Below are 14,020 nucleotides of genomic sequence, written 5' to 3' on the forward strand. Positions count from 1 at the left end.
AACACTCATGGCTAAACCCGATAATCGCGAAGACAATGTAGAACATTTGCAGCAGGCAGTCCAGAACACGATTGAGAACTACCGTGAAGCCGAAGATTATCTCGAGGAGTTTGGGGATGAGATTCCGGCAAGCGAGAAAGAACAGATTCAAGATCGCAATGCTCGTCGTGAAAAGAGTATTTCCGGCTTCCGGGAAGAGATCAAAGACGAAGCTGCCCATCAGCAAGGAGAATAATCCGTAGATCACATAAAAACAGGAGGAGCATCATGTGCTCCTCCTGTTTTGTACATATCGCCTACTTGAGATTATTCCTTCTCCACGAAATTCTTTTTGACAATGACTCCCTTATAATCCTTTAAATACTCGGGCGCACCCGTAATAAAGTGTCTAATCGCCTTCACTCTGGATTCCAAATCCATGGTATCGTTCGGACCCACCTGTACAACCGATGCAGATGCAGCCGCTATAATTTCGAGGCATCCCACATGAATCTTCTTATGGTCTTGTATAATGTTGAGCTCTACGTCTGACTGTGACGGCCATGTCGGTATGGATCTGGAAAATATCGAGTAATCCTCATAATTACCCTCATCTTCAAAAAACACCGGGACCTGCCGCTGAACCGCCAATGCACGCGTATTGGCATCGATATGTCCCGATTCACCGCATATACATGCTGAACTATTTGATATATTGATAATATACATATGATCAACATGTGAATGACGTTTCATGGTGCCGAGCCCGGGGATAACGGAACAAGCGGGCTGATTTGCAGTGATTCGGAAGGCGTATCGTACATGGAGGAGCTATTAATGACATGGGTATCTCCAATCAACAGTACGGACGAACTTGAGATCGCCGTAATGCGAATCGAACCAACCTGGAGCTCTTTATTGACGACTGTCATTTTCATTTGAATTCCACTTCCCTCGTTGCAAATTAAGAAGATGCTGTTCAACTGCCGTAACGATCTCACTCTTCACTTGTTTGATGATCGATTGCTCTACGTCTAGCGGGTTCATGCCTTCCCTGTTCGTTTGATATTGCTTCAGATACACCGTAATACGGTCTCCGAGTTGTTTACGAATATCTTCTATCATAACCGCAGCATATTCATCACCAGGTACAAGATTGGCTTCGGAAATCACGCGTTCGATCTGCTCGGGTACGATGTCTTCTAGATAACGTGATACATTCTGATATATGTTCGAGTACTGCTCACCGTCGGCATATCCCGACGAGGACTGTGCTAACGGCTGACCATTCACGGTAATATCGTCCAGGGACTGCCCCTCTTTAGGCATCAGTCCAATATTTAAGGTGCCTTCCAATTTTTCAATTTTCAATAAATCAAAATTATATTCCACCCGATCTATCGTTTTCTCGCTTCCCTGTCTTAATCGATCTATTTCACTGCGCATTTCCTTCAGCATTTGTTCCATTCTACTCAGCTGGTCTGACTGAGTACGAAGAAGACAGAACAATTGCTGTATATAATAGGAATCGTACATGGAACCGCCTCCCTGCTCCTTATACAATCTATGCGCAGTCAATTCACCTCATTCTTGTTGGTACAGTCCTTCAGTCGGCGCAGGCAATGGAACCAAGGGATTGTTATTATTCTGAGGCTCAAACTCAGGCGCAGGACCTGTAAAACCGCCTGTGTTATATATATTGGATAATGCCCGGATCTCTCCTGCGGTTCCAATCTGCAGCACCGAAGAGTTTGTTACCGCTTCAACCCGAAGCTGCTGTATATTAATACATTGATGTACTGTTAGATTCACAGTGGATCACAACCTTAATTAAGCATTAGGCGAATCAATCAGGTCCGGATCAAATGTATTCGTACTGTTGGCCTGGTTGTTTGTTATATTTGTGCCAATACTGTCACCGGTGGTGAACGAGTTGGCGCCGGAATACGCTTTTGTGGTGCTGTTTAAATCAATGACGCCTGTATTTCCAACCAAGACCGTAGAACTGGGGCCCACGTTAACAATTTTCATATTGCCGATAATCGAAACCACAATTCCACCTCTTCATTCAAAATCATACGCTTGGGTTTATTCTATGTGGTTGGATGCCTAGATGTCACTATAACATTCCTTCGCCCATATAATGAAATTACAGAACGAAGGAGGGATATCTAGTGAACTCAAGATCCAAACGACCCGACTGGTTAACGAAGGACTCTTTTTTCAACAACAAATCTTTTCCATTCAAAGATCTTAATGACCTCAATGAGGATTTTCAGCTGGATCCAACCGTGATTGAGGATTATGTGAAGGATACGATAAGACAAGCAACCGCTGGAAATGAAATGCTGCCTAACCCTTCCACACTTCGATACGAAACGTTTGATACGCATAACTTTCTGGTTGTCAAATGTTATGTACCCAAACGTGTCCATCCGGAAAATTTAGGGATCAAGCTAAATCGAACACAGATCATAATCCATGGTCTACCCAAAGATCAAAGCCAGACCATCATCTTACCGGTCCCCATTCTTCCTGCGCAAAGCATTGCGACCTACAAACAGCCCACACTACAAATTAAGATGCCAAAAATGTCAACTGGCCGATTTCATGATGTCAATATTCGTTTCTTATGATCTGGCCCTTTCCCCACCATTTTCACTATTAGGCTAGGGTCTATACAGGAGGTTGGGGTGGAATTAGATAAAAGTAGCTAGATATATTGAAGTGGTTCTCTTGTTGTGAATTTTTCATATGATGCATTATTCATTTATGAATACGAATTTTCCGCATTAAAATAAGCTGATTTCATGATGAAATCAGCTTATTCAAGGATCTATGTGAAGGTTGTGGCCGGGCCTATTAAGCCTCGGATACTACCGTATAACGCTCATTGATATGCTTCGGCTGTTCAAGTTCATCCAATACCGCGATCGCGTAATCCGCGTAGCTGACATAGCTTTGGCCGCTCGAATTGACAATAACATGGTCCTTGCCTTCTTGATAGCTGCCGGTCCGTTGACCTTTCGGATTAAAGAATGCAGCCGGACTAAGATACGTCCATTTCACATCGGAAGCCTGCTCCAGGTCTTTCAAGTTCTCACCAGCATGAAATGCCGTCGGATAATATTCCTTAGGAAAATCAGGAGTTTCCATGAGCCGCAAGGTTTTGGCTTCATCTACAAACAAGCTTCCGGCACCGCCCATCACAAACAGTCTGGTACTCGTCCCTTTCAGGGCTTCTATCAATACCCGGCCTACTTCCACATATTGAGTTTCCTGCCCGGGCGCCGCCGCAAAGGCATTCACGACGACATCGAAGCCCTGAAGATCGGCATTCGTCAATTCCAGCACGTTCTTCACCAAAATGTTAACACTGGAATCGGAGATCTTGGATGCATCACGTACAATAGCCGTTACTTCATGACCACGTGCTTGTGCTTCCTTGAGAATCAGACTTCCCGCTTTCCCTGTTGCACCGATAATACCAATCTGCATTGTGAACCTCTCCTTTATCAATTGTATATGCAAATGAGGGAGGAAAAAGAGGCTTTATATTCCCTTTTTCAATATTTCACTGGATTCATGGAGAAGTTTAGTTAATTGTTCGCTATGTTCCTTCCCCAAGAGGGAAACATACTGTCCATACAGCTGTTCAAAATATTGGTTTAGCTCCTGATACAACAGCTTCCCTTCATCCGTTAAGAAAATATGCGTTTCTTTCCATTCGGATTTGCGCTGTACCAACCGCTTCTTCTCCAGCTTATCAATGAACCGGGTGCTTGTGGATGGAGCAATCGATAACTTATCGCTTAGCTCCTTCTGCGTAATGCCGGGATATTGATGGATTACCACCAGCACATAGGAATACGTTGGCGATAAGCCCGCTTTGGCAAAAGCATCCTCCGCCATCTTGGTCATCGAACGAGCAAAGCGATTCGAAGTAAAAAACAAGCATGAGCTTAGTATGGAATCATCGATGTTCATAACCAGTCACCTCTCATTTGTATATACAAATTAACATGCTGCTAATATTTTGTCAATAGCTTTCTTTTGGTTAGTTTGTTGATTCATTTTATCCTTTTCGTCGTTATTAGGTACGGATGCAATCGTATATAGCTTGCTTGTGAGATAGGGAGCGCTTTTCTTCATTATTATGAATTTTTCATATAATGAAATACTCACCTTATTTTTAAGATAAAAAAAACGATTGACCTTGACATTAGTGTCAAGGTCTACACTATATTCGAAGCTAACACCTAAGGAGGAAACAAAGATGGAACCATCCAAACAAAATCAAGGCCAAATGATCGAACCTAAAGTTCGTGAAACTCAGCACAACACCAACAAGGAGCATGTGACCGTGCTCGGGCTCGGCCCTATGGGCCAAGCGCTTGCAGGAGCTTTTATCAAGAACGGCCACGCTACAACGGTGTGGAACCGGACGGCTGCAAAGGCCGACCCACTTACAACACAAGGTGCAGTGCTTGCTCCGACTGTTACGGAAGCCGTACTTACCGGCCAGCTTATTATCATCTGTGTACTCAATTATGATGCAGTCCGCTCCATTCTCTCTCCTGCGACTAGCGCGTTGAAAGGGAAAACCCTCATTAACCTGACAGCCGACTCCCCTGAACGTGCACGCGACATGGCGGATTGGGCAACCGAGAACGGCATTGACTATATTGATGGAGCGATCATGACGCCGATAACGACCATAGGGCAGCCTTCGGCGGTTGTTCTGTACAGCGGGCAAGAAGACGCGTATCGCAACCATCGAGAAACCCTTTCCAGCCTGGGAGGGACCGCTTCGTTCCTAGGCGAGGATCCTGGTCGTGCCGCGGCATATGATGTCGCATTACTTGATGTGTTCTGGACAGCCATGAGCGGCTATGTGCACGCTCTGGCTATAGCACGCGCTGAGAATATTCCCGCAAAAGACATCGCTCCCTATGCGCACAATATCATTAACATTATGCCGGATATCATGACCTATATCGCACAAGATGTGGATCAAGGCGTATACCCTGGTGAGGGCTCGAATCTCATCTCCAATATGACAAGTATGGAGCATATCATCCACGTGGCTGAACAACACGGCATCGATAGCAGTGTCTTAAACGCTGCAAAAGCTATTGCCCAAAGAGCGATCCAAGCCGGTCATGGAGGAGATGGCTTCTCACGCTTAGTCGAATTTAATCGCCCAACTGCTTAAAATACGGATCCGACTATTCTGTTGATTAAAAGTCTAGATGAAATATAACAACGAATAGGCAAGTCAAACAGGTGACGAAAGCGTCCCCTCTTGACTTGCCTATTCGTTGAGTTCGCTGTCTCCTTAACCTTTGACAGCTCCTTCGGTCAAACCTTTCTGAATATACTTCGAGATAAACAGGTATACAATCAGCACCGGAATAACGGTCAACGATACTGCCGTAGCCATCAGACCAAAGTCTGTTCCGTATTGGGAGCTGATCTCATTGAGCAACGCAACGATCGGACGGACATTCTCTTTGTTAACGAAGATCAACGCTGAGAACAAGTCATTGTAAGCCCACATAAATACAAATATGCTTGCCGATGCAAATACGGGCTGCGAGATCGGCACGAAGATCTTAACAAACATCTGCCATCGGTTACATCCATCCATGAAAGCCGCTTCTTCAAGCTCCTTCGGTATGGTTGCCATATAACCGGCAATAACCAAGGTCGCAAACGTCAGATTGCCTGCCGTTTGAGGGAAGATCAAGCCCCAATAGGTATTGACCAGACTGGTTTTGATCAGCAGCTCGTATACCGGAACGACGGTGGCAAACGCCGGGATCAGCAAAGTCGCATACAGAATGGAATAAATGGTGCGCTTACCTCTGAAGTTGAATCTCGACAACACATAAGCGGCTAATCCCCCAAGCAGTAACACCAAAAATACGGTGCTGAAGGACATCACCAAACTATTGATATAACTTCTTCCGATATTGATGCGGTCAAAAGCGTTCTGATAGTTAACAAACACCGGTTCCCATGCGATACCAAAGGAATTATTCATCACATCGCGCGAAACCTTAAACGAGTTGTTCACGATCCAGAATAACGGATAGATGGTTGTTAAGGACCACGCTGTCAAAATCACGTACATCAACGTGGTGCCTAAACTAAACCGACTTTTCCTAACGCGCTGAGTTTTGTGTTCAACGACGATGGTTGGCTCCATAACAGTACACCCCTATAATGCTTAGTATGTAATCTCGTCTCTTTTCAACAAACGGTTGGCAATTAACGCAAGTAGTACGCCAAAGACCACCATGTATATCGCAACCGCTGATCCGTATCCAAAGTTCTGATCAACCATGGCCTTTTTGTACATGTACGTTCCCAGCACTTCCGTTCCATTCTGGCCGCTTGTAATGACCCAGATGAATTCGAACACCTTCAACGTACCTGTAATGGCAAGGGTGATAACAACCTTGATATCACTCATGATGAGCGGAATGGTAAGCATCGTTGTTTTCTTGAGCCCCGTGATTCCTTCCAACTTTGCAGCCTCATAATAATCCGCGGGGATTTTGGACATGGCGGTCAAGAACAGAACGAAATAAAAGCCCACATAATGCCATACCGTTGGAATCGATACCGCCTTAAGCGCATTCTTCGCATCCAGCCATAAAATCTTCTCAATGTTGAAATTGGCCAGCAAATTGTTCAGCAAACCGAAATTGTAATTGTAGAACAATACAAATAATAAGGAAATGGCAGTACCGGAGATGACTACCGGGAAGAAAAAGACAGTCCGATAAAACCCTTTGAGCTTGGAAATGTTATCTACCAGGACGGCCAACACAAGTGCAATCCCAACCTGAAACACGATAACATACAGCATGATTTCCAGTGTGTGCAATGTTGCAGCGCCAAGCAGTTTATCCGTAACAAGTCTCTCATAGTTAGCCCATCCCACAAACTTTTTGTCAAAAAAGCCGCTTGTGCGATAAAAGCTGAGATACAAACTCTTGAAGAACGGATAATATAGAAAGATTGTCATGATGGCCGCTGCGGGTAACAAAAACAGCACAATGTACTTGCGATCACCCTTCATATTAATCACCCTTGATGTTTATTTTTCTTCATCGTCCATGCCTCAAATGACTACGCCGCCCAAATGAAGCAGAGGGGCGGCGTAACGTCACTTTTATTTCTACCGTTTCTTATGAAAACTATTTTTTGTTGGCATCCTCGGTTTTCTTCGCTTCTTCGATCGCTTGAGTAGGAGTTTTCTTGCCTTCCACTACAGGCTGAACGCTAGCGCGAAGGTTACCAAACGTTTCTTGCGAAACTTTGCTGTCAACCGGAGCGCTGATGGAAGCTGCTTTAGCTGTCATAGCAAAACCGTCAAGAGCTACTTGCGGCAATCCAGTCACTTCAACGTCAGCAGCAGGTGTACCGCCGTTAGCTGATGCGATTTTTTGAATGGAGGCCGGGGAAGTCAGGTGCTTCAGCAAAGCGATTGCCGCTTCTTTTTTGGCTGCGTCATCATAAGTGGCCTTGGAGAGGTAGAAACCGGAACCGAAACCGCCTACGATATCGTTACCGCTGCCAACGCCGCCAGGAACCGTAGGGAATGGCAGAACTGTAGAGTTGTCACGAGTATCATCGCTCCAGCCGCCAACTGCCCAAGATCCTTCGATGGTCATAGCAGCCAGTCCTTCACTGTAATAGTTGCCGGACATGCTCAGGTCGATCGTTGCCGCATCTTTAGGGAATGCGCCAAGGTCATACAATTCTTTCATAGCCGCATACGCTTTTTCCCAGTTTGGATCGATGCCGTCAAGCAGACCTTTGTTTTGTCCTTCAGGACCTGCCGCAGACAAAATCGTGTGCTCGATCAGGTAGTGGGATTGGTCAAATGGTACGGACAAAGGAATGATGCCTTTGCCAGATAACGTTTTCACAGCTGTGGTCAATTTCGCCCAGTCTGTTGGAAGCTCCAGACCGTTTTCTTCGAAGATTTTTTTGTTAACGAACAAGCCTTCATAGAAACCGGTCAATGGTGCAGCGTAAATGTTACCGTCTTTTTGCTTGGCAAGCTCAAGCGCATCAGGAATGAAGCCGTTCTTCCACTCAGCGTCCGCGTCGAGAATTTCGTTCAGCGGGACAACCTTACCGGCATTGACGAAACCTTCTGCATCAGCCCCGATGAAGTAGAACAGCAAGTCAGGCTCGTTGCCGCTGTTCATGTCGGTGTTCACTTTCGTTCTGAAACCGTCATCATTTGCTGACATGGTGTCGTTGTCTATCTTCACGTTCGGATGCTCCTTCGTGAATTCATCCAACGCTGCCTGGAAGGCTTCGCGAGCCGCGTCAGTTCCTCCGAAAGTCGAGAACACGCGGAGTGAAACCGGAGCGGCTTCATCCTTCTTCTCATCTGCCGGCGGAGTCGTTTCCGTCTTCGGAGTATCTCCTTCAGCAGCAGGAGTGTTGGTGCCACTGCTGTTACCGCATGCTGCGAGGAACATGGAGAGCAACAACATCACACTCATGAGTAACATGGAAGTCCTTTTCATTTCTAATCCCCCTAAGTATTTTTTCAGAACCTTATGTAAATACTTGCTGTCTACCAGAATTTTATTCCAAGCCCTACTGGTTTCAAAGGGGGACATTCATCTTTGATAGGGGGAAATTTTTCCATATTGATTTTTATCCGCTTCCTAGCTCCCTTTTTAGAGTAGGAAAATGCGCTAGGTACGGAGAAGTTAGGCTAAAACTAAGAGTGGTTAGATAAGGATTGGTGATAGATTTTTTCTATTGTGAATTTTTCATGTATTGAAATATTATGATCTCATGACTTCCATATTGACTTCTTTCAAAGCACAGCAAAAAAAGACCAACCCCTTCTAAACGGTTGGCCCTACCCCTGAATCCCCTCATATTCATTCATCTATTCTCGGATGAGCGAATCTAATCTCTAACCCTGCTTAATCTCACTCGGCAGAACCCCCCAATACTTCTGAAATACCTTCGAAAAGAAACCGCTATTGATGTACCCAACTTGTCTCGCAGCCTGTCCAACCTGTCCTCCCTCCTGGATGAACTGCTTGGCCAGCGTCATCTTGCGTTTAAGCACATATTGGGAGAACGACTCACCAACTTCATGTTTGAATAATCGGCTTAAATAGGACTTGTTCACATATAACCGATCCGCGATCAAATTCAGGCTTAGATCCTGACCGATTTCCTCGTCGACAAGGACAAGCAGACGCTGAATCAATTTATGTCCGCTTGGCTGAGGGCGCTTTTGCGAATGGGTCGTAATCTTACGTACGATCCGGTGCAGGGTTTGCTGAATTTGTTCCCTTGAATGAAGGTTCAGCACACTGTAAAAATATACGGCATCCTCCCCCACCATCTGGCGCAGGTTCCACTGTTGTTCGCGAATGACGCGAAGCAAACCATGCATGAGATAAAGCAGCTTCTCCTGTACCTCCTCTACCGCAGAAGCATGCCCGAACACCTTCTCCAACAATCGATCAAGCGCCGCTTCCGCTATTTGAATATCTCCAAGCTCGATTCCTGTTTCAAGTGCTCTTTCATCAGAGGCAATCGTTAAATTCGCCGAACCATCTTCCCCGAGTTCATCCGCATAAGGGATCGCAAGGTCATGTCCGTATACGACCCTTTTCCGAAGTGCATTCTGCGCCTGGGCATATAACATGGGCAGATGCTGCAGTCCAGTCGCGATACTGCTGATTCCCGCACTAGCTGTCACTTTCAGACACTCTTTTAACGTGGACAACACTTTGGTTGTGGTAAAGCTGACACGAAGCTGGAATTCACCTGGGACCTCCTCCGGCCTGCTATGAAAAATAATGACCGTAGAGCCCTTCGCATCCTGAAACAATTCGGAATCCATGCCTGATATCACGTCAAACGCAATGCTTCGCAGTGAAAATTGAAGCAGCGGTGTGTCCTCTGCCCGAAATCTCCCCCCGTCAATCAATGGATCCGGCTCCAAGACAACAACGGATAATCGTCGTTCCGCTTCAAACGGGATCAACAATTCCTTGCTTCGGCTTTCATATTCCCAATCGGCAAAGGAACCGGAAATGCAATGATTATAAAAATTTTCCTGCAGTCTCGGCAGATGATTCCTCCATTTCGAGAACAGCATCTCATAGTTATGCCGCTTCTCCAACTCGCTTTTCAGGATAGCTGCCGCTTCCAGAACGGCCTGCAGGATCTCCTCATTGCTTGCAGGCTTAATCAGGTATTTGAGTACGCCGGACTCCATGGCAGAACGCGCATATTCAAAATGTTCATAACCGCTGAGGATGATCATTTTCACCATTTCGTTGGACTCGTGAATCCGCTTCGCCAATGTGAGTCCATCCATTTCCGGCATCCGAATGTCCAGCACAATGATATCCGGGCGGGTCCGTTCCATCATTTGAAGCGCTTCACTCCCATTCTCCGCAAGAGCAACCACGTCGATGCCGTTCTCTTCCCAGGGGATGGTTCCCGCCATTCTTGCCCGGATACCGATCTCATCTTCCACGATCATTAAATTCATGCCCCGTCCCCCTCCATGTACCGGATACTTCCGCATTCAACCCGCGGTATATACAATCGAATACGCGTTCCTTCCAGTTCATCACTATCAATCACTAGATCTGCCTTTTCCCCGTAGTGCAGTTTCAGCCTGGATTTCACGTTCCTCAAACCGTATAGTTCCGCGTCCATCCGGTCCCTTCCCGCTGAGAGATCCAAATTCATCATGGAGATTCCATCCAGTTGCTGTTGAATATACTGCAGACGATCCGGCGCCATTCCAACACCATTATCCTTTACTTCGGCAACGAACCATTCCCCGTCGTTCACTGCAGAAATTTCGAGTGCCCGGCCGCCATGTTTGCGCTCAAGCCCATGCAAAATCGCATTCTCCACTAACGGCTGGAGCAGCAATTTAAGCAGCAGGATATCTTCCGTACCTTCTCCCATCCGATAAGTGACTTCAAAGTCAAATCGTCTCTGCTGCACTTTAATATAATAGGTCAGATGGTTGAATGTCTCCGAGACCGTGTAGTGTTCCTTTCCCTTACCCAGGCTGTATCTCAAAAACTTGGACAAATTGATGACCATCTCTCCCACATCGTCGGCGTCGCTTAATACCGCTGCCGAATAGATCGAATCCAGCGTATTGTACAGAAAATGAGGATTGATCTGCGACTGCAGCAATTTAAATTCCGTCTTCGTCAGCAAAATCTGCTTCTCATACACATCTTCGATCAGGTGCCGCTGCGCACTGGCCAGATGATTGAACGTATCCATGACATACCCGAACTCATCCTCCCTTCGATGGATGATCTGGGTATCGAGCTGCCCCCTCCTCATTTCCTTCATCGCGGCAACCATCTTCTTCATCGGTTTGGATATGCCGCTGTAAACGATCCACGATATCCATAACGATATCAACACGCTTACGGCGATGATCAAGTACGTCCACCCTTGCAACGTATGCGATTCCTGCAAAATATCCTTCTCGGGCTGTACCATGACGAGTTTCCAGCCCGAGTCCTGTGACGTTACCCGAACCATAAGCATACGCTCAGGGTAACCCGGGAGATGGGCTGCAATCAAATCCTTGCCTTCGTCCGGCCAGGAGGGAGGAGTCGCAGTGCTGCTTGTCGTCGTAGCAATTAATTTCCCATCCTGAGTAAACAGAAAAGCCTCTGCACGACTGCTTGGAAGCAAACGCCTCAATTGGCTCACAAAATAATCCTTGCTTAGCGGCAGTATAACGATATTTTTGTTCCGTTCAGGATTGAGTAAACTCATCCGCCTCATAACCACCATGACGTTCTCGTTATAGATCGGGTCTATCATATGGTTCGCATTGTACCGGTTCTCTTCCGGGAAGAATATCGTGATTTTCCCATCGGCTTCGATGGCCTGCTTGACCCATTCCAGTTGCTCCGGATTCTGTTCTTTTTGATACCCGGTGGTTGACAATAATATGCCGGAATCATAATGAAATAGGGACGCCTTCGGAGCCATCCGGTTAACCGAGGAGATGGCGGCGATTTGCTGATCAATCCACTGGAAATCCAAAATCGACTGCGGCGTGAGCACTTTGCCGGCGTATTCGAATCTGCGGTTAATGTCATAATTGTTCGCAAGGACCGTTGTCAGCTCATACACCCCCTGCATCGTAAGGTCCACATAATGGACAACGGATTGCATGGCGCTTTGCGTACGATCGCCAATCTGATTTTTTAGAATCGTGCGCGAGCGATGATTGGAAAAGGTGGATATCACAACGAGGGGGATAAGGATCAGAATAAAATAACCGGTAAGCCGCAGCTGAATCGATTGCCTGAAACGGTTTTTCCATGTTCTGATCATTTTAGCATCATCCTTGTCTACATAAATCAAAGTGAAGGTGCCTCTAGAGGAAGCCCCTTCACTTTGTTATTCAGCTTATTTGTTCATCTTTGCATAATTCTCGTTCACCTCAGCGGTGATGGATTCACCGCCCTGGCTCTGCCACTGCAGCACGTATTGATCGAATGCTTCGACCGGCACAGTCCCCATGATGATCTTCGTAAATGTCTCCTGCATCAGCTTGGTCAATTGCACCCCGTTCTTGCCCATGCTTGGCGTCGGGGGTCCATTGTATTCGTTCTGGATCAGGTTGCTGCTGATCCGTGTCACGTTATCCTTTAGCTTGAATTCAGGACCGAGCGCATCAAGCCGCTGATAGTCAAGCTCCTGATCCCATGGAGCGGCATAGTCCAAAATGTTGTTGCGGTAGACGTGCTTGTTGTGCTCCTCAAAGTCCATGACCAGCTTGCCGTTTTCCCTCTTCGATATGTTGTGCTCAGGCAAGCCGAGTTTGATTGGCTCATGGCCTTCGCCATTGGCAAAATTGAACATTTTGATGACGTCATTCGCCTTCTTGCTCTTTGCAGGCACGATGCTGTAGCCCATCACCATGCTGGAGGCAAGGACGCCTGACTTTCCCTCCTGGCCCACCGGATATTCAAGAGGGATCCATTCCGCCTTTGGATCGTTTGTCTTATTCGTCAAGATCGGCCCCCGCGTATCAAACCAGGTTGCCGAGAACAGGCCGGCTTTGCCGCTGGCTACTTTCTCTTCGATATTGTTGTTCTTGTTCAGTGCCCATTCCGGATCGATCAGCTGTTCTTTATAGAGGTCCGCCAGAAACTGGAGAGCTTCCTTCGTTTCTGGCAGAATGGTGGCATTCACCAGCTTGCCGTCTCTCATCACCCATTGATTGACCGCAGACGCACCATTGAACGGTACACCGAAAGAGCCGAAGAATGGCGCCGATCGGATGAGATTTTCCCCCATCAACAAGCCGACCGTGTCATCCTTGCCGTTACCGTCCGGATCATTCTGAGCAAATTGACGCATCACATTCACATATTCATTCAGCGTCTTCGGAGGCTGCAATCCCAGATTGTCAAGCCAATCTTTACGCACATACATCAAATCGTTACCTAGAATATAATTGACCGCTGGCACCGCGTAGATGTTACCGTCCACCGTAACGGAGTCCCACGCTTCCTGTGGAACCGACTTCTTCAGATCGGGACCTGACGCCTCGATAGCATCATTCAGCGGCTGCAGCGCCTTTTGGTTTACCATGTTAATGAACCAGGAAGCATCCTGTGTAAATACCATGTCGATATCGTCGCCGGATGACATCATCACATTCAGCTTGTCCTGATAGCCGTCGGAGGGCGGGTATACCACATGCACGTCGATATTGACGCTATCATTGACGTATTTTTGATAGGGGTTGTTGTTCTCGTTCATACCGTCCAAAAATTTACGACCAAAGTTAGGCTGCACAATATTGATGGTCTGCCTTTTGCCGACTTCTCCTGAATCGGGACTGCCAGAAGCCTCCTTCCCGCCTCCGCATCCACTGAGCAAACCGGCCGCTATAGCGGAGATCACCAATCCTGACAACATGTTTCGCAATTTCATACTTTCAGCCCCTTTATATAAAAATATTACGAAATGTAAA

16 protein-coding genes are annotated in these 14,020 nt (G+C 46.7%); 3 read left to right on the forward strand and 13 right to left on the reverse strand.

What is annotated here, in order from left to right; translation table 11 throughout:
- Positions 1-7 precede the first annotated feature (7 nt).
- Positions 8-235 carry a small acid-soluble spore protein Tlp gene (gene tlp, locus ACETK5_RS15540; RefSeq protein ID WP_071218157.1) on the forward strand — a complete coding sequence of 76 codons (228 nt, stop codon included), beginning with the start codon at positions 8-10 and terminating at the stop codon, positions 233-235.
- A gap of 71 nt (positions 236-306) precedes the next feature.
- Here tlp and ACETK5_RS15545 read toward each other — a convergent pair whose 3' ends face one another.
- Genes ACETK5_RS15545 through ACETK5_RS15565 form a run of 5 tightly spaced genes read right to left on the reverse strand, consistent with a single transcriptional unit; the run spans position 307 to position 2,031 of the window.
- Entirely contained in the window at positions 307-735 is a 429-nt protein-coding gene (locus tag ACETK5_RS15545; protein ID WP_100536534.1) for a spore germination protein GerPE, read from the reverse strand.
- Positions 732-917 carry a spore gernimation protein GerPD gene (locus ACETK5_RS15550; protein WP_071218159.1) on the reverse strand — a complete coding sequence of 62 codons (186 nt, stop codon included), beginning with the start codon at positions 915-917 and terminating at the stop codon, positions 732-734. Before ACETK5_RS15550 ends, ACETK5_RS15545 begins: the two co-directional genes overlap by 4 nt.
- The gene (gene gerPC / locus ACETK5_RS15555) at positions 895-1,515 is read right to left on the reverse strand and encodes a spore germination protein GerPC (RefSeq protein WP_100536533.1); all 621 of its coding nucleotides are present in this window, start codon (positions 1,513-1,515) and stop codon (positions 895-897) included. Before gerPC ends, ACETK5_RS15550 begins: the two co-directional genes overlap by 23 nt.
- A 48-nt stretch (positions 1,516-1,563) precedes the next feature.
- Positions 1,564-1,791 carry a spore germination protein GerPB gene (locus ACETK5_RS15560; protein WP_100536532.1) on the reverse strand — a complete coding sequence of 76 codons (228 nt, stop codon included), beginning with the start codon at positions 1,789-1,791 and terminating at the stop codon, positions 1,564-1,566.
- Positions 1,792-1,809: 18 nt separating this feature from the next.
- Positions 1,810-2,031, reverse strand: a complete 222-nt coding sequence (locus tag ACETK5_RS15565; RefSeq protein WP_009589476.1) for a spore germination protein — start codon at positions 2,029-2,031, stop codon at positions 1,810-1,812.
- A gap of 122 nt (positions 2,032-2,153) precedes the next feature.
- Here ACETK5_RS15565 and ACETK5_RS15570 point away from each other — a divergent pair, with 122 nt between their 5' ends.
- Positions 2,154-2,615, forward strand: a complete 462-nt coding sequence (locus tag ACETK5_RS15570; protein WP_100536531.1) for an Hsp20/alpha crystallin family protein — start codon at positions 2,154-2,156, stop codon at positions 2,613-2,615.
- Between the two features lie 226 nt (positions 2,616-2,841).
- Here ACETK5_RS15570 and ACETK5_RS15575 read toward each other — a convergent pair whose 3' ends face one another.
- Both ACETK5_RS15575 and ACETK5_RS15580 read right to left on the reverse strand, forming a co-directional pair.
- Positions 2,842-3,477, reverse strand: coding sequence for an NAD(P)-dependent oxidoreductase (locus ACETK5_RS15575; protein WP_100536530.1), 636 nt, complete (start codon positions 3,475-3,477; stop codon positions 2,842-2,844).
- Positions 3,478-3,531: 54 nt separating this feature from the next.
- Positions 3,532-3,966 (reverse strand): MarR family winged helix-turn-helix transcriptional regulator, encoded by a 435-nt coding sequence (locus tag ACETK5_RS15580; RefSeq protein ID WP_100536529.1) that lies wholly within the window; start codon positions 3,964-3,966, stop codon positions 3,532-3,534.
- A 289-nt stretch (positions 3,967-4,255) separates the two neighbouring features.
- Here ACETK5_RS15580 and ACETK5_RS15585 point away from each other — a divergent pair, with 289 nt between their 5' ends.
- Complete coding sequence (locus ACETK5_RS15585; RefSeq protein ID WP_100536528.1) at positions 4,256-5,194, forward strand: NAD(P)-dependent oxidoreductase; 939 nt, start codon at positions 4,256-4,258, stop codon at positions 5,192-5,194.
- A gap of 123 nt (positions 5,195-5,317) precedes the next feature.
- Here the strand turns inward: ACETK5_RS15585 and ACETK5_RS15590 are convergent, their stop codons facing one another.
- From ACETK5_RS15590 to ACETK5_RS15615, 6 genes are all read right to left on the reverse strand, one after another.
- Entirely contained in the window at positions 5,318-6,190 is an 873-nt protein-coding gene (locus ACETK5_RS15590) for a carbohydrate ABC transporter permease (RefSeq protein WP_100536527.1), read from the reverse strand.
- A 21-nt stretch (positions 6,191-6,211) separates the two neighbouring features.
- Positions 6,212-7,069: a carbohydrate ABC transporter permease gene (locus ACETK5_RS15595; protein WP_100536526.1), complete on the reverse strand. Its 858-nt coding sequence runs from the start codon at positions 7,067-7,069 to the stop codon at positions 6,212-6,214.
- Positions 7,070-7,187: 118 nt separating this feature from the next.
- Entirely contained in the window at positions 7,188-8,510 is a 1,323-nt protein-coding gene (locus ACETK5_RS15600; RefSeq protein ID WP_394056630.1) for an ABC transporter substrate-binding protein, read from the reverse strand.
- A 425-nt stretch (positions 8,511-8,935) separates the two neighbouring features.
- The gene (locus ACETK5_RS15605; RefSeq protein ID WP_100536524.1) at positions 8,936-10,537 is read right to left on the reverse strand and encodes a response regulator; all 1,602 of its coding nucleotides are present in this window, start codon (positions 10,535-10,537) and stop codon (positions 8,936-8,938) included.
- Positions 10,534-12,369 carry a sensor histidine kinase gene (locus ACETK5_RS15610; protein ID WP_394056632.1) on the reverse strand — a complete coding sequence of 612 codons (1,836 nt, stop codon included), beginning with the start codon at positions 12,367-12,369 and terminating at the stop codon, positions 10,534-10,536. The genes ACETK5_RS15605 and ACETK5_RS15610 overlap by 4 nt, the downstream gene beginning before the upstream one ends.
- 75 nt (positions 12,370-12,444) lie before the next feature.
- Positions 12,445-13,980, reverse strand: coding sequence for an extracellular solute-binding protein (locus tag ACETK5_RS15615; protein ID WP_394056634.1), 1,536 nt, complete (start codon positions 13,978-13,980; stop codon positions 12,445-12,447).
- Between the last annotated feature and the right edge of the window lie 40 nt (positions 13,981-14,020).

It is taken from the genome of Paenibacillus ilasis (assembly GCF_043195395.1).
GTDB classification, from domain to species: Bacteria; Bacillota; Bacilli; order Paenibacillales; family Paenibacillaceae; genus Paenibacillus_AQ; species Paenibacillus_AQ lautus.

Coding starts and splice junctions, on each gene's coding strand:
- tlp (WP_071218157.1), top strand. CDS start 8: ATGGCTAAACCCGATAATCGCGAAGACAATGTAGAACATTTGCAGCAG.
- ACETK5_RS15545 (WP_100536534.1), bottom strand. CDS start 735: ATGAAACGTCATTCACATGTTGATCATATGTATATTATCAATATATCA.
- ACETK5_RS15550 (WP_071218159.1), bottom strand. CDS start 917: ATGAAAATGACAGTCGTCAATAAAGAGCTCCAGGTTGGTTCGATTCGC.
- gerPC (WP_100536533.1), bottom strand. CDS start 1,515: ATGTACGATTCCTATTATATACAGCAATTGTTCTGTCTTCTTCGTACT.
- ACETK5_RS15575 (WP_100536530.1), bottom strand. CDS start 3,477: ATGCAGATTGGTATTATCGGTGCAACAGGGAAAGCGGGAAGTCTGATT.
- ACETK5_RS15580 (WP_100536529.1), bottom strand. CDS start 3,966: ATGAACATCGATGATTCCATACTAAGCTCATGCTTGTTTTTTACTTCG.
- ACETK5_RS15585 (WP_100536528.1), top strand. CDS start 4,256: ATGGAACCATCCAAACAAAATCAAGGCCAAATGATCGAACCTAAAGTT.
- ACETK5_RS15590 (WP_100536527.1), bottom strand. CDS start 6,190: ATGGAGCCAACCATCGTCGTTGAACACAAAACTCAGCGCGTTAGGAAA.
- ACETK5_RS15595 (WP_100536526.1), bottom strand. CDS start 7,069: ATGAAGGGTGATCGCAAGTACATTGTGCTGTTTTTGTTACCCGCAGCG.
- ACETK5_RS15600 (WP_394056630.1), bottom strand. CDS start 8,510: ATGAGTGTGATGTTGTTGCTCTCCATGTTCCTCGCAGCATGCGGTAAC.
- ACETK5_RS15605 (WP_100536524.1), bottom strand. CDS start 10,537: ATGAATTTAATGATCGTGGAAGATGAGATCGGTATCCGGGCAAGAATG.
- ACETK5_RS15610 (WP_394056632.1), bottom strand. CDS start 12,369: ATGATCAGAACATGGAAAAACCGTTTCAGGCAATCGATTCAGCTGCGG.
- ACETK5_RS15615 (WP_394056634.1), bottom strand. CDS start 13,980: ATGAAATTGCGAAACATGTTGTCAGGATTGGTGATCTCCGCTATAGCG.